This window comes from Aminobacter sp. MDW-2 (assembly GCF_014250155.1).
Classification (GTDB): domain Bacteria; phylum Pseudomonadota; class Alphaproteobacteria; order Rhizobiales; family Rhizobiaceae; genus Aminobacter; species Aminobacter ciceronei.
In genome coordinates, this window is sequence record NZ_CP060197.1 from 3,995,372 (window position 1) to 4,020,053 (window position 24,682).

A 24,682-nucleotide genomic window follows, 5' to 3' on the forward strand; every position below is an offset into this window, starting at 1 on the left:
AATTACCGGGCCCATGTCAAGCCAGCAAACACCCCCTTGCCACAACGCGTGGCAAGCTGAACGAGATGAATTTAACCATTTACGCCCAAGCGGTTATCAGGCTTGGATTTTTTCCGCAACGTCAAAAAATGCCTCACGCAGCGAAAGCGCGACCGATCCCGGATGCCCGTTGGCGACCGGCTGGCCGTCAATGGCGACGATCGGCATGATCACCGTGGTCGCAGCCGTCATGAACGCTTCGCGCGCCGACTTGGCTTCCTCGACGGTAAAACCACGCTCCTCGACCTTCAGGCCGAGCTTCTTGGCGACATCCATCAGCGTCGTGCGGGTGATGCCGCGCAGGATGCCGCTGTCGGCGGGCCTGGTGACGAGATGGCCGTCCTTGGTGACGATCCAGGCGTTTGTCGCCGCCCCTTCTTTGACGGTTCCGTCCGGGTCGACGAACCAGGCTTCCTGGGCGCCGGCCTCCTTGGCCTGCTGACGCGCCAGCACGTTGGGCAGCAAACCGACCGACTTGATGTCGACACGCTCCCAGCGATTCTCCGGCACAGTGATCACCTTGATGCCGGCCGCCGCGCGTTTGGCCGATGCCACCGGGTCGGTGCGCTTGGCTGTCACGACAAGCGAAGAAAGTGTTGTGCCAGCCGGGAAGACGTGGTCGCGCGGCGCAACACCACGCGTCACCTGGAGATAGACCATGCCGTTGTGGACACGATTGCGGGCGATGACTTCGCGCATGATGTGGACCAGCGCGGCGCGATTGACCGGCCAGGCGATCCTGAGTTCCGAAAGCGAGCGATCGAGGCGGTTGAGGTGGCCGACGCTGTCGACGATGAAGCTGCGCGCCACTTCGCAGACCTCATAGACGCCGTCAGCGAACTGATAGCCCCGGTCCTCGATATGCACACCTGCCTGGGCATGAGGGAGATAGCGGCCATTGACGTAGGCTATGCGCGGCATGGTTTTCGTGTCCCCGAAAATTCAAACGGAGTTCTAGTCGATTTGTGCCACGCGGCAATCCGCAAAAGGCTGGTCCAGGTCAGAAGAATTCGAGGCTGACACGGAACATCTGCTCGACCTGTTTGACCGCCTTATCAAGCGCGAAGATGACGACACGATCCCGAGGCTTGATCTTCACCGATCCGCTTGGCTTGACGACATGGCCATCCCTGTAGATGGCACCGATGCGCATGCCATCGGGAAGTTCCAGGTCGCGCAGCAGCGTGCCGACCAGCGGCGAGGTTTCGAGCGCCTCCGCCTCGATGATCTCGGCGGCACCGCGCTGGATCGAGTGCACCTGCCGGATGCGGCCGCGCCGGACGTGCTGCAATACGCGCGAAATGGTCACTGCACTCGGATTGACGTGCGCATCGATGCCGAGCGGCTTGGTCAGGTCGTGATAGGCCGGGTTGTTGATCAGCGCCAGGTTGCCCTTGCAGCCCAGGCGCTTGGCCATGACCGAGGACAGTATGTTGACCTGGTCGTTGTTGGTCAGCGCCACCATCAGGTCAGCATCCTGGATGTCGGCTTCCATCAAAAGCTTCTGGTCGAGCGCGCTGCCGTTGAGAACGACCGTGCGGCGGAGCACGTCGGCGACCTTGACCGCCCTCTCCTTGTTGGCCTCGATGATCTTGATCTTGGTGCGGCTCTGGCGCTGTTCGAGCGTGCGGGCAACAAACAGGCCGATATTGCCGCCGCCAGCGATGACGATGCGTGTCGCCTCCTGTTCGTCATGGCCGAACAGGCCGAGCGTGCGCCGGACCTGCTCCTTGGTGGTCACCACATAAGCAAGGTCGCCCGCCACAAGCTGGTCGGCCGAATGGGGGATGAACAGGCGGCCGTTGCGGGTCACGCCGACAACGGTTGAAGGCAGATCGGGGAACAGCTCGCTCAACTGCGCCAGCGGCGTGTTGATGACGGGGCAATCCTCCAGGCACTCGATCGCCACCATGATGATGTGGTTTTCGGCGAAGCGGACGACATCGACGGCGCCGGGCAGCGTGATGCGCCTGAGCACCATTTCGCCGACTTCCAGCTCCGGCGAGATGATAACGTCTATCGGCAGGTGTTCGCGCGAGAACAGGTCCTGGTAGTGCGGCTGCAGATAGGATTGCGAGCGGATGCGCGCGACCTTCATCGGCACGTTGAACAGCGCGTGCGCCACCTCACAGGCGACGATATTGACCTCGTCGAACAGCGTCACCGCGATGATCATGTCGGCGTTCTGCGCACCGGCGGCTTCGAGCACCTCTGGATGCGAGCCGTGGCCGACGAAGCCGCGCACGTCGAGCTGGTCACGCACCGCCTGGATCAGCTCCGGCGCGGTGTCGATGATCGAGACATCGTTCTTTTCAGCCGCCAGCCGCTCCGCAATGCCGTAACCGACCTGCCCCGCCCCACAGATGATTACGCGCATGTCATCGACCGATCCTGCCTGTCCACCGTCTCAGCTGAAACCGCATCGAGCATGCTAGACGCCAAGCGATTTGAGCTTGCGATGAAGTGCGGAGCGCTCCATGCCGATGAATTCGGCCGTCTTCGAGATGTTGCCGCCGAAGCGGTTGATCTGGGCGATCAGATACTCCTTCTCAAACATCTCGCGCGCCTCGCGCAGTGGCAGCGCCATGATGTGTTGGTCCGACTGGTTGGGCGCGCGCGGCATGACGTCGCCGATTTCAGACGGCAGCAAGTCGGCCGTGATCGGCGCTTCGGGGTTGTCGCTGCGGGCAAGGATCAGCAGGCGCTCGACATTGTTGCGCAGCTGGCGGACGTTGCCCGGCCAGTTGTGGGCTTGGAGCACGGCGAGCGCGTCGTCGCCGATGCGGCGCGGCTTGATGCCGGCCTGCTTGGCCATCTGCTTCATGAAGTTGTCGACGAGGTAAGGAATGTCCTCGCGGCGCTCGGCAAGCCCCGGAACCATGACCGGCACGACCGCCAGGCGGTGATAGAGATCCTCGCGGAAACGCCCCTCGGCGATCATCGCCTCGAGATTCTGCGCCGTCGACGAGATGATGCGCACGTCGACCTTGACCCGCTTGGTGCCGCCGACGCGCTCGAACTGCTGCTCGACGAGCACGCGCAGGATCTTGTTTTGCGTCTCACGCGGCATGTCGGCGATTTCATCGAGGTAGAGGATACCCTGATGCGCCTCTTCGAGTGCTCCCACCTTGCGTTCGCCGCCGTTCGATTCGGTGCCGAACAGCTCGATCTCCATGCGCTCCGGCGTGATCGTCGCGGCATTGAGCGCGACGAACGGGCCGTTCTTGCGTGACGACAGCGCATGGATGGCGCGCGCGGCCATTTCCTTGCCCGAACCCGACGGGCCGATGATCATGATGCGGCTATTGGTCGGCGCAACACGGTCGATGGTCTGGCGCAACTGGCTCATCGCCGACGACATGCCGATCAGGTCGTGGGTTTCGCCACTACGCATCTTGAGGTCGGAAACCTCGCGCCTAAGCTTCGAGGTTTCGAGCGCGCGCTCGGCGATCAGGATCAGCCGGTCGGCCTTGAACGGCTTCTCGATGAAGTCGTAGGCGCCGCGGCGTATCGCCGAAACGGCCGTTTCGATGTTGCCGTGGCCGGAGATCATCACGACAGGCAGATTGGGGTGCAGCGTCTTGATTTCGTCGAGCAGCGCCAGGCCGTCGAGCCGCGACCCCTGCAACCAGATGTCGAGAAAGACAAGACGCGGCGCACGATCCGCTATCGCGGCAAGCGCGCTGTCGGCGTCGAACGCCGTACGGGTTTCGTGGCCTTCGTCGCTCAGGATGCCCGCGACCAGTTCGCGGATGTCTTCCTCGTCGTCAACGATAAGAATATCAGACGCCATTTCCGACCTTTTCGGTTTCTCTGCCCTGTACTGCGTCGTCGGCACCCTTGGGTGCCGCGGCCTCTTCGGCCGCCGCAGGCAGGATCATGCTGATCATCGCGCCGCGCCCGCCATGGAAATCGGCTGGTGCGTCGTGAAGTTCCAATCTTCCGCCGTGGTCCTCGACAATCTTCTTGACGATAGCGAGGCCGAGCCCCGTGCCTTTCTCGCGTGTCGTCATATAGGGCTCGAGCAGCCGCTGGCGATTCTCGCGTGGCAATCCCTTGCCATTGTCGATCACATCGATGCGGATCGAGTTGCCGTCCCGCCGCGCCCGGATTTTGATGAACCCGGCCTCACCGGTCTGGCGTTCCGCCGCCTCGATCGCCTCGGCGGCATTCTTGATGACATTGCCGAAAGCCTGGGCCATCAGGCGGCTGTCAAACGTTCCCTTGAGCGGTCCCGGCGTGATCTCGCGCTCGAAGGCGATGTCGGCGCGGCTGACCTCGACGAGGAACGACGCCTCGCGCAGCGGTTCGCGGATGTCGATCACCTTCATCTCGGGCTTCGGCATACGCGCAAAGGCCGAGAATTCATCGACCATACGGCCTATGTCGCCGACCTGGCGGATGATCGTTTCTGTGCACTGGTCGAAGACCTCGCGGTCCTCGGTGATGACCTTGCCGTAGCGCCGACGGATACGTTCCGCCGACAGCTGGATCGGCGTCAGCGGGTTCTTGATCTCGTGGGCGATGCGGCGCGCAACGTCGGCCCAGGCGGAGGTGCGCTGCGCGGTCACTAGGTCGGTGATATCGTCGATCGTGACGACATAGGACTTGTCGCCGACCTCGCTCTCGCCCTCCTCGACCGTCACCTGCACGTTGAAGGTGCGCTCGGCGCCGGCGCGGTAGAAGGTGACCTGCTCGCGGTAGACGGCGCGGCCTGACTTGCGGCCGATCTCGAAGACGCGACCGACATGCGGCAACAGGATCGACAGGTTCTGGCCAAGCGACTCGGAAGCCGAGATTGCCAGCATCGCCTCCGCCGACGGATTGACGATGGTGATGCTGCCATAAGGGTCGACGCCGATGACGCCGGCGGTAACGCCCGACAGCACGGCTTCCGAGAAACGACGGCGCTCGTCGATGACGTCCTTGGCGGTCAGGATCTCGTTGCGTTGCGACTTGAGCTCGAGCAGCATGTTGTTGAACGTGTCACTCAGCGCGCCGACGTCGCCATCCGACTGCCGCACCGGCACCGAGACGTCGAGATTGCCTGTGGCAACCTCGTCGGCGGCGCCGATCAGCTGGCGGATCGGCCGGACGATGCGGTCAGCGACCGCAATACCGGTCCAGATCGCCGACAGCACGACGATCAGCGTCAGGCCGAGATAGAGCAGCGCAAAGGCGATCTGCGTGGTACGCCGGTTGGCGCCGAGGTCGCGATATTCCTCGGTGTTGGCGGTGACGATCTGGCGCGCCTTGATCACCTCCGGATCGACCAGCCGGATCGTGTAGAGGTAGAGCCCTTCGATCTCGCGCAGCTTGATGATGGCGCCGACGATGTTGCGCGTCTTCGGCTCGATCAGCACCGGCTTGCCGTCGGCGGCGGTCTGGACCGCAACGGCCGGAGGCTCGGGCATGGCGAAATCGGCGCCGGTCTTGGCGCTCATGACGAAGGAGCCGTCGGCGCTGATCAGGGCCGCGTGGGCCAGCGCCCGCAATTGCGCTTGCCGGCCCATGAAGTCGAGGAAGCCGCTGCGGTCGAGACCGTAGAGCGGACGGTTGTTGTCGAGGTCGTTGGCCATCGACAGCGTCGTGCTCTGCAGGTTGCGGGCGTTTTCCTGGACATAGGCTTCGGCGATCGACAGCGATGAATTGACGATCGTCGTGGTGCGGATCTGGAACCAGCGGTCGAGGCCGATGTCGAGCGTGATCGAGGCGACGACGGCGACAAGCAGCGCCGGCAAGGCTGCCACCAGCGCGAACATCGTGACAATGCGCACATGCAGCCGCGACGCGGCCTTGCCGCGCTTGCGGGCCATGACGATGCGCTGGATCTCGAAGGCGATCAGTCCGACGAGGATCAGCACCAGCACGGCATTGATGGCGATCAGCGCCAGCGTCGTCGTCGAATCAGGCGTGATCGGGGTGACGCCGATCAGAATAGCGAACGACACCGCTGCCGAAACCAGCGCGGCGGCGATAGCCAGCACGCCCGGAAGCGCGAGAAGGCGGCGACCTTCCTGCCGAGGGTGTACGGGCGTCTTGTCGTTTAGAGGTTTTGCCTGGCTCGCCATGCTGCCGTGTAGAGACATTGATTGCGGCGCATCTATGCAACGCATTGTGGCGATTATGCAACATTTTCGCCCGAAGCAAAAATGTTTAGACGGGCTATCGACAGATAAGCGTGTTCAGTCCCGACGCGATGTTCGCGCGTCAGGCCGGCCGCGACGATTTGTAGACGTTGACGCCGAGTTCGCGGATCTTCTTGCGCAGCGTGTTGCGGTTGAGGCCCAGAAGTTCTGCGGCCTTGATCTGGTTGCCGCGCGTCGCCGTCATCGAAGCGAGCACCAGCGGGTATTCGACCTCGGCAAGGATGCGCTGGTAGAGCCCGGGCGGCGGCAGGTCGCCGGCGAACATCGCGAAATAGCGCTGCAGGAAATGTTCGACCGCTTGGCCGACCGACAGATCGTCGGGGATGAGATTGCCACCTGGGACAACCGGCTGCTCGCCGGTCTTGAGTTCGGATTCGATGATTTCGGCCGAAATCTCGTCCTGCGGATAGAGTGCAGCCAGCCGGCGCACCAGATTTTCCAGCTCGCGCACATTGCCCGGCCAAGGATAGCGCTTCATCAACTCGACGCCGCCGGCCGAGATACGCTTGGCCTGAAGCCCTTCGCTGACGCCGAGCTTGAAGAAGTGGCGGACGAGGTCGGGGACATCTTCCGAACGTTCGCGCAGCGCTGGAAGGCGAAGCGGCACGACATTGAGACGATAGAACAAATCTTCGCGGAACAGGCCCTGGTTGATGAGCGTGCGCAGATCCTTGTTGGTGGCTGCGACGATACGCACATCGGTCTTGATCGGGGTGCGGCCGCCAACGGTGGTGTATTCGCCCTGCTGCAGCACGCGCAGCAGCCTGGTCTGCGCCTCCATCGGCATGTCGCCAATCTCGTCAAGGAACAAAGTGCCGCCGTCGGCCTGCTCGAACCGGCCGGTGGAGCGGTTCTGCGCCCCGGTAAAAGCGCCCTTCTCGTGACCGAACAGCTCGGATTCGATCAGGTCGCGCGGGATGGCGGCCATGTTGATGGCAACGAACGGTCCGTTGCGGCGACGCCCATATTCATGGAGCGCGCGCGCCACCAGCTCCTTGCCGGTGCCCGATTCGCCCGAGATCATGACGGTCAGGTCCGTCTGCATCATGCGGGCGAGCATCCGGTAGATGTCCTGCATCGCCGCCGAACGGCCGACAAGTGGCATGGCGTCGGGCTGCTCGTCATGGCGCTGGTCGCTCTTCGGCCGCCGTGGCTCGGACAGCGCACGATTGACGATGCTTAGCAGCTCGGTGAGATCGAAGGGTTTGGGCAGATACTCGTAGGCACCGGTCTCCGACGCGCGGATGGCGGTCATGAATGTGTTCTGCGCGCTCATCACGATAACCGGCAGCTCCGGGCGCGCCTTCTTGATGCGTGGCAGCATGTCGAAGGCGTTCTCGTCGGGCATCACCACGTCGGTAATGACAAGATCGCCCTCGCCGGCCGCCACCCAGCGCCACAGCGTCGCGGCGTTGGAGGTGACGCGAACCTCATGACCCATGCGCGACAGCGCCTGGTTGAGCACCGTGCGGATCGCCGCATCGTCGTCGGCGACAAGAATGTTTCCGCGCACGCTCATCGATGGGCTCCTTCGCTGTCGTCGTCGAGATGCACGGGCAGTTCCTTCCAGGCAGGCATCAGGATGCGGAAGGTGGTGCCGCGCGGGGTCGAATCGCACTCGATCACGCCGCCATGGTCACCGACGATCTTGGCGACAAGCGCCAGACCGAGACCCGAGCCATTGGGCTTGGTGGTGATGAAAGGGTCGAACAGGATCGGCAGGATGTCCTCTGACACGCCCGATCCGTTGTCGTGGACGCAGAATTCCAGCGGCAACGAGACACGATCCTGTGTGCCAGGGATCGACATGCGGATGCCGGGCTTGAAGGCGGTCGACAGCGTGATTTCGCCATGCGGGTCGTGGCCGATCGCCTCGGCGGCGTTCTTGACCAGGTTGAGAAACACCTGGATCAGCTGGTCACGGTTGGCATAAACCGGCGGCAGCGACGGATCGTAATCCTCCAGGATCTTGATTCCATTGGCAAAGCCGTTCCTGGCCAGCGCCTTCACATGGTCGAGCACGACGTGGATGTTTACCGGATAGCGGTCAACAGGTCGCTCATCCGAAAACACCTCCATGCGGTCGACGAGCGAAACAATACGATCGGTTTCATCGACGATCAGCCGCGTCAGCGCGCGGTCTTCGTCGGAAGCGGAGAGCTCCAAAAGCTGCGCGGCCCCCCTAATGCCGGAGAGCGGGTTCTTGATCTCATGCGCCAGCATCGCGGCCAGGCCGGTGACGGAGCGCGCGGCACCGCGATGCGTCATCTGACGGTCGATCTTGTCGGCCATCGAGCGCTCCTGGAACATCACCACCACCGATCCCGGCAACTCGGATGCAGGTGCGACGTAGAGATCGACCATCTTCTCGATGCCCAGCCGGGGCGACGAAACATCGACGCGGTACTCGTTGACGGGCGTGTTGCGCTCGCGCACCTGCTCGACCAGCGTCAGGATGGGGCTGCCGAAAGGCACGAAGCGCGACAGCTCGCTGCGCGACAGCATGGCAGCACTGGAACGGAAGAAGTCCTCGGCATCGGCATTGGCGAAAGTGATGAAATTGTCCGGCCCGATCATGATGACCGGGCGACGGATCGTGTTCAGCACGATCTGCGCGGCATCAACCGACTGAGGCGCCCGGTCGAAACTCATGCCGCATTCCTTTCGAACATGCATTCGCCGAAAGCCGCAAGTGCTTCACGCAGCGATGAAATCACCTGCTGCGGCTCGAACGATGTCAGCACCCGGCGGCGCAGCTCGTCAGGCAGTGAAGCGGTGTGGCGATCGAGATACCAGCCGAGATGCTTGCGCGCCTGGCGCAGGCCACTCGCGATGCCATAGAGCGCCAGCATGTCCTCGTAATGGGCAACGACATAGTCGACCAGGTCGGACGACGACCTGGGCACATCAGTTGCACCGCTCCTGCCTGCGGCAGCGGCGATCACGCCAGCAGTCCATGGCGCACCATAATGCGAACGCCCCGCCATGACGGCATCGGCACCCGACTGCTCGAGAATGCCCATCGCATCTCCCGGTGTCGCCACATCGCCATTTGCGACGACGGGAATGCTGACTGCCTGCTTGACGCGCGCGATGGCGCGCCAGTCGGCTTTGCCCTGATAGAACTGGCAGCGCGTGCGGCCATGCACGGTGACCATCCGGACGCCCGCCTGCTCAGCACGGAGGGCCAGTTCGGGGGCATTGAGCACGTGGTCGTCCCAGCCCAGCCGCATCTTGAGCGTCACGGGCACGTCGACTGCGCCAACGACGGCATCGATCAAGGTCAGCGCGTAGTCGAGGTCGCGCATCAGCGCCGAGCCGGCATAACCGCCCGTCACCTTCTTGGCCGGGCAGCCCATGTTGATATCGATTACATCGGCGCCTTCGCCGACGGCGATGCGGGCGGCCTCGGCCATATGCGCTGCCTCGCGGCCGGCCAACTGCACCATGTGCACGGGCAGGCCAGAGTGGCGGATGCGGAAGCCGCTGGAGCCGCGCCCCTTTGCCAATTCGCCGCTCGCCACCATCTCCGACACGACAAGGCCGGCCCCATGGGCATAAGCGCGCGTGCGGAAGGCTTCGTCGGTGACACCCGACATCGGCGCCAGGAACACCCGATTGCGGATTGTCACATCGCCGATCGAAAGCGGCTCGCCGAGTTTTTCCAGATCAGTCATGCACAAAAACAAAGCACCATTCACTGCTGCACAATGAGTAGCCACTGTCGGGTCATTGTGCAACTGCGAAATGACAGCCGAATGCGGCGCTTTCTGGATTCCTCTGGCCTTCCTGAGGGCTCGCGGCTAAGCCTCTGCACATGAATCCGAAGCCGTTGCCGAACCAGCAGAATTCGAACGTCGCCGTCGTGGTCGTGGCGGCCGGGCGCGGTGAACGCGCCGGCCAGGCTGACGGACCGAAGCAATATCGCCGGATCGGCGGCAAGGCGGTGATCTGGCACACGCTGAAGGCATTTCTCGACCACCCCAAGGTTGGCCCGATCGCGGTTGCCATCCACGCCGACGACAGCGAGCTTTTTGCCTCAGCTGCCGGCGAATTGGCCGCGCGCGTCACCACTGTCGTCGGCGGCGCAACGCGCCAGGATTCGACGCGCTTTGCGCTCATTGCCTTGCAGCAATCCAGGCCACAGGCCGTGCTGATCCATGATGGCGTCAGGCCGTTCATCAGCCCTGAAGTCATCGATCGCGCCATTTCGGGCATCGACGCCAGTCACGGCTCACTGCCGTCGCTGCCAGTTTCCGACACCCTCAAGAAAGAAGCCTTCGACCGTACCGTGGCCGAAACAGTGCCGCGCGCGGGCCTGCATTCGGCGCAGACGCCGCAAGGCTTTCCCTTCGATCCGATCTTTTCCGCGCACCAGCGCGCCTTCGAGGCCGGCCGCAGCGATTTCACAGACGATTCCGCCATCGCAGAATGGGCAGGCATCCCGGTTCGCCTCGTGCTCGGCTCGCCCGACAACGTCAAACTCACCTGGGCTAAGGACATCGCCATGGCCGATCAGCGCCTTTCCGGCCAAGCAATCAGCTTTCCCGACGTCCGTACCGGCAACGGTTACGACGTGCACTCATTCGAAGCAGGCGACCATGTCTGGCTGTGCGGCGTGAAGATCGCGCATTCGAAGAAGCTGAACGGACATTCCGATGCCGATGTGGGACTGCATGCGCTGACCGACGCATTGCTGGCCACCTGCGGCGCCGGCGACATCGGCACCCATTTCCCGCCATCCGACCCGCAGTGGAAGGGTGCCGCGTCACGCCAGTTCGTCGAACATGCGGCGGCGATCGTGCGCTCGCGCGGTGGCCGCATCGCCAATGCCGACGTCACGCTGATCTGCGAGGCGCCAAAGGTCGGTCCCCATCGTGCGGCAATGACGGCGGAACTCGCAGACATGCTGCGCATCGCGCCCGAGCGCATCTCGATCAAGGCAACGACCAACGAGAAGCTCGGCTTCATCGGGCGTGAAGAGGGCATCGCCGCGATCGCAACCGCAAGCGTGGTCTATCCCGGGGAACTGCCGGAATGAGCGACGTCACCGCCCTCGCCTCGGCCCTGCTCGACGCCTGCCTTGCCCAGGGCATCATGATCGCAACGGCCGAAAGCTGCACGGGCGGCATGATCATCGCTGCCCTGACTGATATTGCCGGCTCGTCGGCCGTCGTCGACCGCGGCTTCATCACCTATTCCAACGAAGCGAAGATGGAGATGCTCGGCGTCTCCGAGGCGACGCTCAAGGTCCACGGCGCGGTGTCGCGCGAAACTGCGCTTGAAATGTCAGCGGGTGCGCTTGCCCATTCGCGTGCCAGCCTGGCGCTTGCGGTAACAGGCGTCGCCGGCCCCGGCGGCGGCTCGGCCGAAAAGCCAGTCGGCCTGGTCTGGTTCGGCGTCGCGCGCAAAGGCGCGCCAGTGGAAGCGGAGTTCCGCATCTTCGAAGACAAGGGCCGCGACTTCATCCGCCGTGAGACGGTCAGGACAGCGCTGGGACTGGGCCTGCGGGCCGTCGGTCAGGCCGGCTTCGCCGGACCGTAGATCGCGTCGGCGCGCTTCTCGAAAGCTTCGGCGAACATGCGGAAGGCGCGGTCGAACATGGTGCCCATCAGGGCGCCGAGGATGCGGTTCTTGAACTCGTAGTCGATGAAGAACTCGACGCCGGAGCCACCGTCGGGCGCTGGGACGAATTTCCATTCATTGGTGAGATAGCGGAACGGGCCATCGAGATATTTGACGTCGATGGTATTTTCGTCAGGGGTGAGCAGCACCTGGGTGGTGAAGGTCTCGCGGAATGCCTTGTAGCCGACGGTCATGTCGGCCACGAGAATCTCACGTCCATCGCGCTCACGCCGCGAGCGGACGTTGAGTGCTTCGCACAGCGGCAGGAATTCGGGGTATTTCTCCACGTCGGCAACCAGGGCGAACATCTTGTCCGGCGGGTGGCCGACGTGACGGGTGGTTTCGAATTTCGGCATCCGGCGCTGATCAGGCCTTTTTCGTGAGCAGCGCTTCGCGCGCGGCGCGCAGCTTGGCGAAATCATCGCCGGCATGGTGCGACGAGCGCGTTAGCGGGCTTGAGGCAACGAGCAGGAAGCCCTTGGACTTGCCGACGGTCGCGTAGGACTGGAATTCATCAGGCGTCACGAACTTCTTGACCGGGTGGTGCTTCTTCGACGGCTGCAGGTACTGGCCGATGGTCATGAAGTCGACATTGGCGCTGCGCAGGTCGTCCATCAGCTGAAGCACTTCATTGCGCTCCTCGCCGAGCCCGACCATGATGCCGGACTTGGTGAAGATAGAGGGATCGAGCTCCTTGACCCGCTGCAGCAGGCGGATCGAATGGAAGTAGCGCGCGCCGGGGCGAACGGTCAGATAGTTCGACGGCACGGTTTCAAGATTGTGGTTGAAGACGTCGGGGCGCGCGGCAACCACGATCTCCAGCGCCCCTTCCTTGCGCAGGAAGTCTGGCGTCAGGATCTCGATGGTCGTGGTCGGCGTCAGCCGGCGGATGGCGTGGATCACGTCGGCAAAATGCTGGGCACCGCCGTCGGCAAGATCGTCGCGGTCGACCGAAGTGATGACGACGTGAGTCAGGCCCATCTGGGCGACGGCCTTGGCCACGCTCTCCGGCTCGTTCGGGTCGAGCGCCGTCGGGATGCCGGTGGCGACATTGCAGAATGCGCAGGCGCGGGTGCAGATCTCGCCCATGATCATGAAGGTAGCGTGCTTCTTTTCCCAGCACTCGCCAATGTTGGGGCAGCCGGCCTCCTCACAGACGGTGACCAGCTTGTGCGACTTCACGATCTCGCGCGTTTCCTGATAGCCGCGCGACACCGGCGCCTTGACGCGGATCCAGTCTGGCTTGCGCAGAACCTCCTGATCGGGCCGGTGGGCCTTTTCCGGGTGCCGCGCGCGCGGACGGTCTTTGAGATCAAGCACAGTGACCATCAGTCTATCCTATCAAGGCCGACGCGCTTGCGAGCGGCCGAAAATCCAGAGCACGATGACCGCGCCTGCGATGGCGACGATCAGATTGCCCATGAAGCCGTAATAATTGATACCGAGCAGCCCCGCCAGAGTGCCGCCGACAAACGATCCGGCGATGCCGACGAGGATGTTGGTCAGGAAGCCGTGGTCGCGGTTCATCGTGCGCTCGGCGACGTAGCCGGCAAGGAAGCCGATGAGCAGCATGCCGAAGAAACCGACGCCCGGCATGCCCATGATTCCGTAACTCTGTTCCATCAGTCGTCTCCGGCCACTCGCGGACGTTCTGCTGATATAGTTCCATCAGGCGCGCCGCAACAGACGCGCCGATGGGTATCGGTCATGCGTTGAGCGCACGCCCATAGGCGTCGAGCACGCTTTCCTTCATCGTTTCCGAGATCGTCGGATGCGGGAAGATGGTGTGCATCAGCTCTTCTTCCGTCGTTTCGAGGTTCATCGCCACGACAAAACCCTGGATCAGCTCGGTCACTTCGGCGCCGACGAGGTGCGCGCCGAGCAACTGGCCGGTCTTCTTGTCGAAGATGGTCTTGACCATGCCCTGATCCTCGCCAAGCGCGATTGCCTTGCCGTTGGCGACGAAGGGGAAGCGGCCGACGCGGATGTCGTGGCCGGCTTCCTTGGCCTTGGCTTCGGTCAGGCCAACGGACGCGACCTGTGGGTTGCAGTAGGTGCAACCTGGGATCTTGAGCTTGTCCATCGGATGCACGTTGGGCAGGCCGGCGATCTTCTCGACGCAGATGACGGCCTCGTGCTCGGCCTTGTGCGCCAGCATGGGCGGACCTGCGACGTCGCCGATGGCATAGATGCCAGGCACATTGGTCTTGCCGTAGCCGTCAATGACGATGCAGCCGCGGTCAGTCTTCACGCCGAGCGCTTCGAGGCCGATGTTTTCGATGTTGCCCTGCACGCCGACGGCCGAGATCATGCGGTCGGCGGTGATCTTCTCTATCTTGCCGTCCTTCATCTCGACATGGGCGGTAACCGAATTGGCGCCCTTCTCGACCTTGGTAACCTTGGCTTCGAGATGGATCTTCATGCCCTGCTTTTCGAACTGCTTCTTGGCGAAGGCCGAGATCTCGGCGTCTTCCACCGGCATGACGGCTGGCATCACTTCGACGACGGTCACCTCGACGCCCATCGTACGGTAGAACGAGGCGAATTCGATGCCGATGGCGCCGGACCCCATGACCAGCAGCGACTTCGGCATCTCCGGCGGCACCATCGCCTCGAAATAGGTCCAGATCAGCTTGCCATCCGGCTCGATGCCGGGCAGCGCGCGCGGACGGGCACCGGTAGCAACGATGATGTGCTTGGCGCTGTAGGTGCCCTCACCCAGCGTGTTCTTGGGCAACGGCGCCTGCGGCTCCATCGGCTTTTTCGACGATTTCGACACGACGATCTGGCCGGGCTTGGTAAGCTTGGCCTCGCCCCAGATGACGTCGACCTTGTTCTTCTTCATCAGGAAGCCGACACCGCCATTCATGCGCTGGGCGATGCCGCGCGACCGGTCGACGATGGCCTTGAGGTCGGGCGAGATCGAGCCTTCGAGCTTCAGGCCGTAATTCTTGGCGTGCTCGGCGAGATGCAGCACTTCGGCCGAGCGCAGCAGCGCCTTGGTCGGGATGCAGCCCCAGTTGGAGCAGATGCCGGCGAGGTGCTCGCGCTCGACGACTGCAGTCTTGAGACCGAGCTGGGCAGCGCGGATCGCAGCGATATAGCCGCCGGGGCCGGAGCCGATAACGATGACGTCGTAATTGTCAGCCATGAGTGTGCCTCTTGTTCAGGTCGCGCTGCGGGTGAGCAGCACCCAGTCGTGTTGTTTGCTGTAGGTGTCGGTCGATACGGATGGCTGGCGCGCGATTTCCTCAAACCCGCAGGATTTGTAGAGGCCAAGCGCCACGTCATTGTCGCTTTCGGTGATCAGGCTGACCGGCCGGGCGCCGGCACGCTCGAGCTCATGATCGACGAGCTTTCTGCCGATGCCATGTCCGCGATGGTGCTGGTAGACACCGACGCTGTCGATGAACCAGTGGCCGATGGTCTGTTGCTGAAGCACGAGGATCGGCTCGAACACCGGGTGAGGCGCTTCCTCTTCGGCAAAGGACGGTTCGACGACATGGCCGATCACCAGACCGGCGATCTCGCCATCGACCTCGGCCAGGCTGGCATTTTTCCAGCCGGCACGGTCGTCGTCGCAACGCAGCTGGTTGCGGCCATGCTCGAGAGCCGTCTGCGTCGTGCCTTCCAGCACCGCGCCATACCATAGCCATGACGCCAGCCCGTGCGATGACAGGTCGACGAGGATGGCGAGTTCGGCGGCATCGCGCCGCTCGGCCCTGCGGATGGTGATAGCGCCAGCCAAGCTCTAGAGCTCCAGCATGACGCGCACGATCGGCGCGAGTGCCGTGCCGATCGCCCGCGTGTTCTGAGCATCGAGATGCACGCCGTCGAGCGGTGTCGTCTCGGCGATGGAGCCGGCGTCGAAGAAACCGCAGCCGACCTCGTCGGCTAGCGCTGCATAAAGCGGGGCCAGCTGCTTCGAAGCTGCGTCGCCGCCGGCGAACATGTCCTTGTATTCGGCATTTTCGGTGCGACTAACAGCTGGCGGCGAAACCAGCAGGATTTCTGGCGCGGCATGGCCCATGCCGTGGTCGTAGGAGCGCACGATGGAGACGAGGCGCGCCATGCCCTGCCTCGCGGCCAGCGGGTTGCCGTGGATCCAAGGCTTCATGTCGTTGGCGCCGAGCATGATGACGACCACATCGATCGGCGCATGAGTGCCGAGGATGGTCGGCAGAAGCCGCGCACCATTACGGTCGGCAGCGGCAAGGTTGTCATCGAAGGCAGTCGTGCGGCCGTTCAGCCCTTCCGCGATAACTTCGACGCCCTCGCCCAGTTCGGCCTGCAGCACGCTTGGCCAGCGGTCTTCAAGCGCGTGACGGCCCGGCCCCGCGGCATCGTAGCCCCAGGTCAGCGAGTCGCCGTAACAAAGCACAGTCTTCATGATTGAAGTCCTCGAATCCCCTCCCTTGGCAGGGAGGGGAAATGGGGAAACTACACCAGCATGCCCATCGGGTTTTCGATGAAGCGCTTGAAGGCCGAGAGCAGTTCGGCGCCAAGCGCACCGTCGACGGCACGGTGGTCGGTCGACAGCGTCACCGACATCACATTGGCGATCTTGATCTCGCCATTCTTGACGACCGCCCGTTCCTCGCCCGCGCCGACCGCCAGGATGGTGGCGTGCGGCGGGTTGATGACGGCCGAGAAGTCCTTGATGCCGAACATGCCGAGGTTGGAGACGGCACTGGTGCCGCCCTGATATTCCTCAGGCTTGAGCTTGCGGTTGCGGGCCCGGCCGGCAAGGTCCTTCATTTCATTGGAAATGACAGACAGCGTCTTGATGTCGGCCTGGCGGATGATCGGGGTGATCAGGCCACCCGGGATCGACACGGCAACACCGACATCGGCGTGCTTGTGCTTGACCATGGCCTGGTCGGTCCATGACACATTGGCGTCGGGAACGGCCGTCAGGGCCAGCGCCATCGCCTTGATGATCATGTCGTTGACCGACAGCTTGTAGGCCGGCACGTCGCCCTTTTCAGTCTTGCGCACCGGCGCCGCCGCGTTGAGCTGGGCGCGGAGCGCCAGCAGCGCGTCGATCTCGCAGTCGAGCGTCAGATAGAAGTGCGGGATGGTGCTCTTGGCCTCGACAAGACGGCGCGCGATGGTCTTGCGCATGTTGTCGTGCGGGATGAGTTCGTAGCTGCCTTCTTCGAACAGCTTGAGCACCTGTTCGTCCGACATGCCCTTGGCAGCGGGTGCTGCAGCCGGAGCACCGGCAGGAGCCTTGGCAGCAGGAGCAGCCTTGGCGCCGCCACCCGAGATCGCAGCCTCGACGTCGGCTTTGACGACACGGCCATGTGGGCCGGTGCCGGTGACAGCCGAAAGGTCGATGCCCGAATCCTTGGCGATGCGGCGGGCGAGCGGCGATGCAAAGGTCCGGCCGTCGCCGGAGGGTGCAGCGCCGTTGGTCGCAGCTGGCTTGGCTGCCGAGGCAGCAACGGGCGCGGCAGCGACCGGAGCAGCAGCGGGCGCCGCAGGTGCCGCGGCAACAGGTGCTTCCGCCTTCGGCGCGTCTGCCTTGGCAGGAGCGGCATCGCCGCCCTTGGCTGCAGCCGCGACATCTTCGCCGTCGCCGGCGAGAATGGCGATCAGCGCATTGACCTTGACGCCTTCGGTGCCGGCCGGAACCAGCAGTCTGGCGACAGTGCCCTCATCGACGGCCTCGACTTCCATCGTTGCCTTGTCGGTCTCGATCTCGGCGATCACGTCGCCAGGCGAAACCTTGTCGCCTTCCTTGACCAGCCACTTGGCCAGATTGCCCTCTTCCATGGTCGGCGAAAGGGCAGGCATGGTGATATTGATCGGCATGATGACCTCCCGCCCGTGTCAGCGATACGTGACTGCTTTGACCGCCTCGATCACTTCGCCGACATTCGGCAGAGCGAGCTTCTCGAGATTGGCGGCGTAGGGCATCGGCACGTCCTTGCCAGCGATGGTGATGACAGGCGCGTCGAGGTGATCAAAGGCGCGCTGCGACACCTGGTTGGCAATGTGGTCGCCGACCGACGACTGCGGGAAGCCCTCTTCCACCACGATCAGCCTGTTGGTCTTCTTCACCGAGGCAATGATGGTGTCGAAGTCGAGCGGACGGATGGTGCGGAGATCGATGATTTCAGCATCTATGCCCATGCCGCGAAGTTCTGCCTCGGCCTTGATCGCATAGGTCATGCCGATGCCGAACGACACGATGGTGACGTCCTTGCCGGTCTTGTGCATGCGCGCCTTGCCGATCGGCAGAACGAAATCATCGAGCTTCGGCACGTCGAAGGAATGGCCGTAGAGGATTTCGTTCTCGAGGAAGATGACCGGGTTCGGATCGCGGATGGCAGCCTTGAGCAGGCCCTTGGCGTCGGCTGCCGAGTACGGCATCACCACCTTGAGCCCCGGAATGTGGCTGTACCATGCGGCATAGCACTGCGAGTGCTGGGCCGCGACGCGGGCAGCCGCACCGCTCGGTCCACGGAAGACGATCGGCGCGCCCATCTGGCCACCCGACATGTAGAGCGTCTTGGCAGCCGAGTTGACGATCTGGTCGATCGCCTGCATGGCGAAGTTGAAGGTCATGAACTCGACGATCGGCTTGAGGCCGGTCATCGCAGCACCGACGCCGACGCCGGCGAAGCCGTGCTCGGTGATAGGGGTATCGACGACGCGGCGCGGGCCGAACTCCTGCAGCAGGCCCTGGGTGATCTTGTAGGCGCCCTGGTACTCGGCGACCTCCTCGCCCATGATGAAGACGTCACCGTCGCGGCGCATTTCTTCGGCCATGGCATCGCGCAGCGCTTCACGCACCGTCGTCGACACCATCTCAGTGCCGGCGGGAATGTCGGGGTCGGCAGCGACTTCAGTCTTGGGCGCGGCAGCGACAGGGGTGGCGGCAACCGGACCAGCGGCAGCGGCCGGTGCTGCCGCGGCAGCGGGTGCCTCGGCCTTGGCAGGCGCAGCACCCTTACCGATGTCGGCAGCACTTTCGCCGTCCTGCAAAAGCACAGCGATCGGCGTGTTGACCTTGACACCTTCAGTGCCGGCGGCGATCAGGACCTTACCGAGGGTGCCCTCGTCAACAGCTTCCACTTCCATGGTCGCCTTGTCGGTTTCGATTTCGGCGATGACGTCGCCGGCGACGATCTTGTCGCCTTCGTTCTTCAACCACTTGGAAAGATTGCCCTCTTCCATCGTCGGCGAGAGCGCAGGCATGAGAATTTCGATCGGCATGTTCGCGCCCTCCCTTAGATCAAGATGTCGGTCCAGAGCTCGGAAGCATCCGGCTCGGGATCGGTCTGAGCAAAGTCTGCGGCGTCAGCCACGATGTCGCGAACATCCTTGTCGACCGCCTTGAGGTCGTCTTCGCTGGCCCACTTCTTGGCGATGAGGCGCGCCTTGACCTGTTCGATCGGGTCGTGCTCGGAGCGCATCTTCTGCACTTCGTCCTTGGAGCGGTACTTGGCCGGATCAGACATCGAGTGACCGCGATAGCGGTAGGTTTCCATCTCGAGGATCATCGGACCGTTGCCCGAACGGCACCATTCGGTGGCGAGATCGCCAGCGGCCTTGACCGCGCGCACGTCCATGCCGTCGACCTTGATGCCCGGAATCTTGAAGGACACGCCGCGCTGCGAGAAATCCGTCTCGGCCGAAGCACGCGTAACGGCGGTGCCCATGGCGTAGCGGTTGTTTTCGATGACGTAGATCACCGGCAGCTTCCACAGCGCGGCCATGTTGAAGCTCTCATAGACCTGGCCCTGGTTGGCAGCGCCGTCGCCGAAATAGGTCACCGAAACATTCGGATTTTCGCGATAGCGGTTGGCGAAGGCCAGGCCGGTGCCGAGCGACACCTGGGCGCCGACAATGCCATGGCCGCCGTAAAAATGCTTTTCCTTGGAGAACATGTGCATGGAGCCGCCCTTGCCTTTCGACAAGCCGCCCCGACGCCCGGTCAGTTCCGCCATGACGCCGCGCGCCGACAGGCCCATGGCAAGCATGTGGCCGTGATCGCGATAGGCAGTGATCATCTGGTCGCCTTCGATCAGCGACATCTGCAAGCCGGTGACGACAGCTTCCTGACCGATATAGAGGTGGCAGAAGCCGCCGATGAAGCCCATGCCGTAGAGCTGGCCGGCCTTTTCCTCGAAGCGGCGGATCAGAAGCATCTCGCGATATGCCGCGAGGTCCTGTTCCTTGGTGAAATCGACCGGCTTGGGTGTTACCGGCGCTGAAAGGGATTTTGAATCGGATCTAGATTTGGCAGGCGCTTTTTTGGCTGCGGTGGCCATGCATCACTCCCTAGTGGCGTCTCTTTGCGGACAATGAGGAGATCATGCATAATCTCTCCTCTCCATGTCCAAACGCTAGCATGGTGAGTGACGCTGCGCCATGCGGAAAAATGCATAGCAGGCATGCGGTTAAGCGCCTAAAAACGTTGGATTTCTTGTTGATTAACTGGAAGTCAGTTAATACGGCGCCCGGATGGCCGCATTATGGTCAGTTCATCAGCATGGGACATATTCAAGGCGTTGCGCGCCTGTTCGTCAAGCATGTCCTTCTCCAGCGAGCCGTCGTGGAGCATGTGGACGCGGCGCTCGACATCGAGGCGTTGCGCCCTGACCGTGTCCAGCCGGGCCTGGAGTTCGATGGCGCGCGCCTCGAGCCTGTACTTGGAATAGATACCGAATTCGCCATGATAGGCGTGGAAGCCGAAATAGGACAGGAACATCACCGCCAGCGCCGGCACGATCAGGCGCCCGGTGTTTGTCTGCTTATGCTGGCGTGTCCACATGGTCAGAACCTCTTTCAGGCTCTTGTCGCTCCATTGTGCTTAATGGAGCGTTACGGTCTGGTGCTCACCCGCTTCCAGAACCAAAAAAGGCGGGAAACATCCCGCCTTTTTCAATCATCTATGCAACAAGCGATCAGCCGCGCAGGATCGACCTGCCGGCGAAGCGCGCCTGCTTGCCGAGCTCTTCCTCGATGCGGATGAGCTGGTTGTACTTGGCGGTGCGATCCGAACGGGCGAGCGAGCCGGTCTTGATCTGTCCGCAGTTGGTGGCAACGGCGAGATCGGCAATGGTCGAATCCTCTGTCTCACCCGAACGGTGCGACATGACGGCGGTGTAGCTTGCCTTGTGCGCGGTCTCGACGGCGTCAAGCGTCTCGGTCAGCGAGCCGATCTGGTTGACCTTGACCAGGATCGAGTTGGCAACGCCCATCTTGATGCCGTCGCGCAGGCGGGCCGAATTGGTAACGAACAGATCGTCGCCGACCAGCTGCACCTTGTCGCCGCACAGATCGGTCAGGTACTTCCAGCCTTCCCAGTCGTCCTCGGCCATGCCGTCCTCGATCGAGATGATCGGGTAGTCGGCGGCGAGCTTGGCCAGGTACTTGGCCTGGGCCTTGGGATCGCGGGTCTTCTTCTCGCCTTCATAGACATAGTTGCCGCCCTTGAAGAACTCGGTCGCAGCGCAATCGAGCGCGAGTGCCACGTCCTCGCCCGGCTTGAAGCCGGCCTTCTCGATCGATGCCATGACGAAGTCGAGCGCAGCCTGCGCGCTCTTGAGGTTCGGCGCGAAGCCGCCTTCGTCGCCGACATTGGTGTTGTGGCCAGCGTCCTTCAGCCCCTTCTTCAGGGTGTGGAAGATTTCCGAACCCCAGCGCACGGCGTCGCGCAGCGAAGGCGCGCCGATCGGCATGATCATGAACTCCTGGAAGTCGATCGGATTGTCGGCATGCGCGCCGCCATTGATGATGTTCATCATCGGCACCGGCAGGACGCGGGCGTTCGGGCCGCCAACATAGCGGTAGAGCGGCAGGCCCGACGATTCGGCAGCGGCCTTGGCAACGGCGAGCGACACGCCAAGGATGGCGTTGGCGCCGAGGCGGCTCTTGTTGGGCGTGCCGTCGAGCTCGATCATCGTCTGGTCGATGTGGATCTGGTTCTCGGCTTCCATGCCGCCGATTGCCTCGAACAGCTCGCCATTGACGGCTTCGACGGCGCGCTCGACGCCCTTGCCGAGATAGCGCGGGCCACCGTCGCGCAGTTCCATCGCCTCATGGGCGCCGGTCGAGGCGCCAGACGGAACGGCGGCGCGGCCCATCGAGCCGTCCTCGAGAACCACGTCCACCTCGACGGTGGGATTGCCGCGGCTGTCGAGAATCTCGCGGCCGACGATATCGATGATTGCTGTCATGTGAGGCATCCCCGGGAGCTGATCGCAGATGGATCGGTTGGATTTCCGCGCCCGTCTTAGCCAAAGATCAGGAAAACGCAATCGCGGGCGGCCAAATATCACGCTGCGTCAGCCGCGGGATTCACTTTAGACAAAACGCTGTCATCATAATTCATCCGAACAGGCAGGCATCGGCCAAACTTTCGGGTAAACTGCGGGCGCGCGGGGCGAAACAGAGGGAGTTTCGCCATGTCCGAGTTGAGTGGTATCTTGAGTTTGTTCTTTATCGCCGCGGCGTTTCTGACCTCATGCGACAGTCAACCGCCCCCGCAAGGCGTGTCGCAGGTGCGGATACTACCGACACCAAGGTAAGTCGCCGGCACAAAAGAAAAGCCCCGCAATGCGGGGCCCAGACTGCTGACAAACCCCGTCGAATTTCGGCGGGGTTTTGTTTTGTGGGTTGATTGAGCTTTTGGATTGATTTCGGGGAGCAGATGCTAGTGCCGTTGCGAGCCGGCTTTGGCCTCATGCGAGGCTTGGTTTTGGCTTTGGCCAGAGGCTGATTGCGATCTTTTTCATGTTCTGGGCGGCGGCTGCGATCAGGCACTGGCAGGCGACGCGTGTTCGCCCTCGGAAGCGGGCATAGCGATGGCCGAAGAGCTGCTTGGCATCGGCGAAGGATCGCTCGACCGTCTCCTTGCGGCGTCGATAGATCGCCTTGCCCCATGCGGTTAAGCGGTTGGCATCGACCCGCTCGCGGACATCCTGCCAGACATGGCGCGTGATGGTGCGCTCGGCCTTGGCGTTTGATGTGCAAGACGCCAGCAGCGGACAGTTGCGGCAGATCGTCGGGTCGCTCCTGTAGTGGCGATAACCGCCGCGATCGGTGGTGGCGTAAGTGAGCAACTGGCCCTGCGGGCAACGATAGCCGTCAAGGTCCGGCTCATGGACGAAAGCGCCCTTCCTCATCTTGCCAGGCTTTGGCCGGGGCGGGTTGCGATAGCCGACGACACCGTGGATGTTCCTGTCCTCCAGGCCCTTGGCGATGCCTGGCGTGGCATAGCCGGCATCCAGCCCCGCCGCCGTGACATCGAAGCCGAAACGCTCCACCTGGCGGTCGAGCCGGTCGAGATAGACGATCGAGTCATGCACGTTGGCCGGCGTGGCAAACGTGTCGGTGATGATGCCGAAGCCGCCATCCACCGTGCGGTGATCGAGATAAAAGAAGCCCTTCGGCTTGCCCTCGCGCACCATATAGCCTGCCTCAGGATCGGTGCGCGAGACCTTCGTCTCTTTCACCGCAGGCTGCCGCTCCTGCTCCTTCAGCGCCTTCTGGCCGTGCAACGCCCGTTCGGCATCGATCGCCCGGTCGAGCTCGCCCCAGTAGTCGGCACGCGACTTGGCGACCATGGCAAGGTCGTACTTGCCCTTGTTGGCATTGGCCTTCAGGTGCGTGCTGTCGGTGTAGAGCACCGTGCCGTCGACCAAGCCTGCCCCGATCGCCTGCTCGACAATGCGGTCGAAGATCGCCTGCGCGATCGTCTCGTCCTGGTAGCGCCGGCGTCGGTTCTGCGACAATGTCGAGGCGTCGAACACCTTGTCCGTCAGCTTCAGCCGCAGGAACCACCGGTAGGCGACATTGACCTCGATCTCTCGCACCAATTGCCGCTCCGAGCGCACCCCGAACAGGTAGCCGATGAACAGCGCCTTGAACATCAAGGTCGGATCAAGTGGCGGGCGACCATTGTCGGCGCAGTAAAGCGGTGCTGTCAGATCGTGGATGAACGAGAAATCGATAACACCATCGATCTTGCGCAGAAGGTGATCAACTGGAACCAGTTGATCGAGCGTGACGATCTCAAGTGCGGTTTGTTCAGGGCCGGCTCGCTTCAACATCACCCACTGAATCACAAACCCCCAACTCTCGCCAGGGGTTTGTCAGCAGTCTGAGCCCCGCTTCGGCGGGGCTTTTTGCTTGTCAGGCATTCGCCACCAGCACGCCTAGTGCCAGTAAGGCTCGACGCGATAGTGTTCATAGGATGCATCGCGCGCCAGACGGCCATCGTCCTCGGTCAGTTCGTTCACCGAGTAGGAGGGTGCCGCCTTGAGCTGCTCCTTGGAAAACGGGACGACATAGCCGCCGCGACCCTTGTCGAAGTCCAGCGTCGACCACGGTATGGCGTGGTAGCGCTCGCCAATGCCCAGGAATCCGCCGAAACCGATGACGGCAAACATGATGCCGTTCGACAGCTTGTCGAGCATCACGTCCTCGATCGTTCCGATGGTCTCGCCCGACGTGTTGTAAACGTTGGTGCCGATGACCCTGGATGCGGGAATGGCTTTGGTGTGACCAGTGACTGTCGTCATGATCCTGCTCCTCGTTGGTTTGTGGATGCAGGACTAACGATCCCCCGGCGTGGAGGTTCCCCGATTTTCCCGGCGACAGGAATGCCGGCGGTTCAGTCGTTGAGGATGAAGGTCACTTTCATGTTGACCCGGTAGGCGACGATCTTGCCATCCTCGACGACGACCTTCTGGTCCTGAATCCAGGCGCCCTCGACATTCTTGAGCGTCTTCGAGGCGCGCGCGATGCCCTCTTCGATGGCGTCCTTGAAGCTCTTGGTCGACGACGAGGTGATTTCGGTAACGCGGGCAACAGACATGGAGGCTCTCCGGCTGATACGCTCAGTCACGGAA

The 24,682-nt window shown here is 62.8% G+C and carries 23 protein-coding genes; 2 read left to right on the top strand and 21 right to left on the bottom strand.

The window, feature by feature from the left end; all coding sequences use genetic code 11:
• Window positions 1–96: 96 nt before the first annotated feature.
• The 7 genes from H5P29_RS19740 to dusB form a co-directional block, all read right to left on the bottom strand.
• On the bottom strand, window positions 97–960 hold the full coding sequence (locus H5P29_RS19740; protein ID WP_067962309.1) for a D-amino-acid transaminase: 864 nt from the start codon (window positions 958–960) through the stop codon (window positions 97–99).
• A gap of 79 nt (window positions 961–1,039) precedes the next feature.
• Window positions 1,040–2,416, bottom strand: a complete 1,377-nt coding sequence (gene trkA / locus H5P29_RS19745) for a Trk system potassium transporter TrkA (protein ID WP_067962310.1) — start codon at window positions 2,414–2,416, stop codon at window positions 1,040–1,042.
• A gap of 54 nt (window positions 2,417–2,470) precedes the next feature.
• Complete coding sequence (locus H5P29_RS19750) at window positions 2,471–3,832, bottom strand: sigma-54 dependent transcriptional regulator (protein WP_067962312.1); 1,362 nt, start codon at window positions 3,830–3,832, stop codon at window positions 2,471–2,473.
• Complete coding sequence (locus H5P29_RS19755) at window positions 3,822–6,110, bottom strand: PAS domain-containing sensor histidine kinase (protein ID WP_067962313.1); 2,289 nt, start codon at window positions 6,108–6,110, stop codon at window positions 3,822–3,824. Before H5P29_RS19755 ends, H5P29_RS19750 begins: the two co-directional genes overlap by 11 nt.
• Window positions 6,111–6,249: 139 nt before the next feature.
• On the bottom strand, window positions 6,250–7,707 hold the full coding sequence (gene ntrC / locus H5P29_RS19760; protein ID WP_067962314.1) for a nitrogen regulation protein NR(I): 1,458 nt from the start codon (window positions 7,705–7,707) through the stop codon (window positions 6,250–6,252).
• Entirely contained in the window at window positions 7,704–8,840 is a 1,137-nt protein-coding gene (locus tag H5P29_RS19765) for a nitrogen regulation protein NR(II) (protein ID WP_067962316.1), read from the bottom strand. The genes ntrC and H5P29_RS19765 overlap by 4 nt, the downstream gene beginning before the upstream one ends.
• On the bottom strand, window positions 8,837–9,865 hold the full coding sequence (dusB, locus tag H5P29_RS19770) for a tRNA dihydrouridine synthase DusB (RefSeq protein ID WP_154387068.1): 1,029 nt from the start codon (window positions 9,863–9,865) through the stop codon (window positions 8,837–8,839). The genes H5P29_RS19765 and dusB overlap by 4 nt, the downstream gene beginning before the upstream one ends.
• 140 nt (window positions 9,866–10,005) lie before the next feature.
• Here dusB and H5P29_RS19775 point away from each other — a divergent pair, with 140 nt between their 5' ends.
• Window positions 10,006–11,229, top strand: coding sequence for a bifunctional 2-C-methyl-D-erythritol 4-phosphate cytidylyltransferase/2-C-methyl-D-erythritol 2,4-cyclodiphosphate synthase (locus H5P29_RS19775; RefSeq protein WP_067962318.1), 1,224 nt, complete (start codon window positions 10,006–10,008; stop codon window positions 11,227–11,229).
• On the top strand, window positions 11,226–11,732 hold the full coding sequence (locus H5P29_RS19780) for a CinA family protein (protein WP_067962320.1): 507 nt from the start codon (window positions 11,226–11,228) through the stop codon (window positions 11,730–11,732). Before H5P29_RS19775 ends, H5P29_RS19780 begins: the two co-directional genes overlap by 4 nt.
• Here the strand turns inward: H5P29_RS19780 and H5P29_RS19785 are convergent.
• The 14 genes from H5P29_RS19785 to H5P29_RS19850 form a co-directional block, all read right to left on the bottom strand.
• Window positions 11,708–12,169, bottom strand: a complete 462-nt coding sequence (locus tag H5P29_RS19785) for a type II toxin-antitoxin system RatA family toxin (RefSeq protein ID WP_067962323.1) — start codon at window positions 12,167–12,169, stop codon at window positions 11,708–11,710. The two genes, H5P29_RS19780 and H5P29_RS19785, sit on opposite strands and share 25 nt — an antisense overlap.
• A gap of 10 nt (window positions 12,170–12,179) precedes the next feature.
• Window positions 12,180–13,142 carry a lipoyl synthase gene (gene lipA, locus H5P29_RS19790; protein WP_067962324.1) on the bottom strand — a complete coding sequence of 321 codons (963 nt, stop codon included), beginning with the start codon at window positions 13,140–13,142 and terminating at the stop codon, window positions 12,180–12,182.
• 12 nt (window positions 13,143–13,154) lie between these two features.
• Entirely contained in the window at window positions 13,155–13,436 is a 282-nt protein-coding gene (locus H5P29_RS19795; RefSeq protein WP_067962325.1) for a GlsB/YeaQ/YmgE family stress response membrane protein, read from the bottom strand.
• 82 nt (window positions 13,437–13,518) lie between these two features.
• Window positions 13,519–14,964 carry a dihydrolipoyl dehydrogenase gene (gene lpdA / locus H5P29_RS19800; RefSeq protein ID WP_067962327.1) on the bottom strand — a complete coding sequence of 482 codons (1,446 nt, stop codon included), beginning with the start codon at window positions 14,962–14,964 and terminating at the stop codon, window positions 13,519–13,521.
• A gap of 15 nt (window positions 14,965–14,979) precedes the next feature.
• Complete coding sequence (locus tag H5P29_RS19805) at window positions 14,980–15,561, bottom strand: GNAT family N-acetyltransferase (RefSeq protein WP_067962329.1); 582 nt, start codon at window positions 15,559–15,561, stop codon at window positions 14,980–14,982.
• Window positions 15,562–15,564: 3 nt separating this feature from the next.
• Entirely contained in the window at window positions 15,565–16,203 is a 639-nt protein-coding gene (locus H5P29_RS19810; RefSeq protein WP_154387069.1) for an SGNH/GDSL hydrolase family protein, read from the bottom strand.
• Window positions 16,204–16,253: 50 nt separating this feature from the next.
• Window positions 16,254–17,630: a pyruvate dehydrogenase complex dihydrolipoamide acetyltransferase gene (locus H5P29_RS19815; RefSeq protein ID WP_154387070.1), complete on the bottom strand. Its 1,377-nt coding sequence runs from the start codon at window positions 17,628–17,630 to the stop codon at window positions 16,254–16,256.
• 18 nt (window positions 17,631–17,648) lie between these two features.
• The gene (locus tag H5P29_RS19820) at window positions 17,649–19,037 is read right to left on the bottom strand and encodes a pyruvate dehydrogenase complex E1 component subunit beta (protein WP_154387071.1); all 1,389 of its coding nucleotides are present in this window, start codon (window positions 19,035–19,037) and stop codon (window positions 17,649–17,651) included.
• A gap of 14 nt (window positions 19,038–19,051) precedes the next feature.
• Complete coding sequence (gene pdhA, locus H5P29_RS19825; protein WP_067962334.1) at window positions 19,052–20,095, bottom strand: pyruvate dehydrogenase (acetyl-transferring) E1 component subunit alpha; 1,044 nt, start codon at window positions 20,093–20,095, stop codon at window positions 19,052–19,054.
• A 173-nt stretch (window positions 20,096–20,268) separates the two neighbouring features.
• Window positions 20,269–20,598 (bottom strand): septum formation initiator family protein, encoded by a 330-nt coding sequence (locus H5P29_RS19830; RefSeq protein ID WP_154387072.1) that lies wholly within the window; start codon window positions 20,596–20,598, stop codon window positions 20,269–20,271.
• A 133-nt stretch (window positions 20,599–20,731) separates the two neighbouring features.
• The gene (gene eno, locus H5P29_RS19835; RefSeq protein WP_067966597.1) at window positions 20,732–22,006 is read right to left on the bottom strand and encodes a phosphopyruvate hydratase; all 1,275 of its coding nucleotides are present in this window, start codon (window positions 22,004–22,006) and stop codon (window positions 20,732–20,734) included.
• A gap of 504 nt (window positions 22,007–22,510) precedes the next feature.
• Window positions 22,511–23,881 carry an IS1182 family transposase gene (locus H5P29_RS19840; RefSeq protein ID WP_185910139.1) on the bottom strand — a complete coding sequence of 457 codons (1,371 nt, stop codon included), beginning with the start codon at window positions 23,879–23,881 and terminating at the stop codon, window positions 22,511–22,513.
• A gap of 105 nt (window positions 23,882–23,986) precedes the next feature.
• Entirely contained in the window at window positions 23,987–24,352 is a 366-nt protein-coding gene (locus H5P29_RS19845) for a PRC-barrel domain-containing protein (RefSeq protein WP_067962336.1), read from the bottom strand.
• A 92-nt stretch (window positions 24,353–24,444) separates the two neighbouring features.
• Entirely contained in the window at window positions 24,445–24,648 is a 204-nt protein-coding gene (locus H5P29_RS19850) for a dodecin family protein (protein ID WP_067962338.1), read from the bottom strand.
• Window positions 24,649–24,682: the final 34 nt, after the last annotated feature.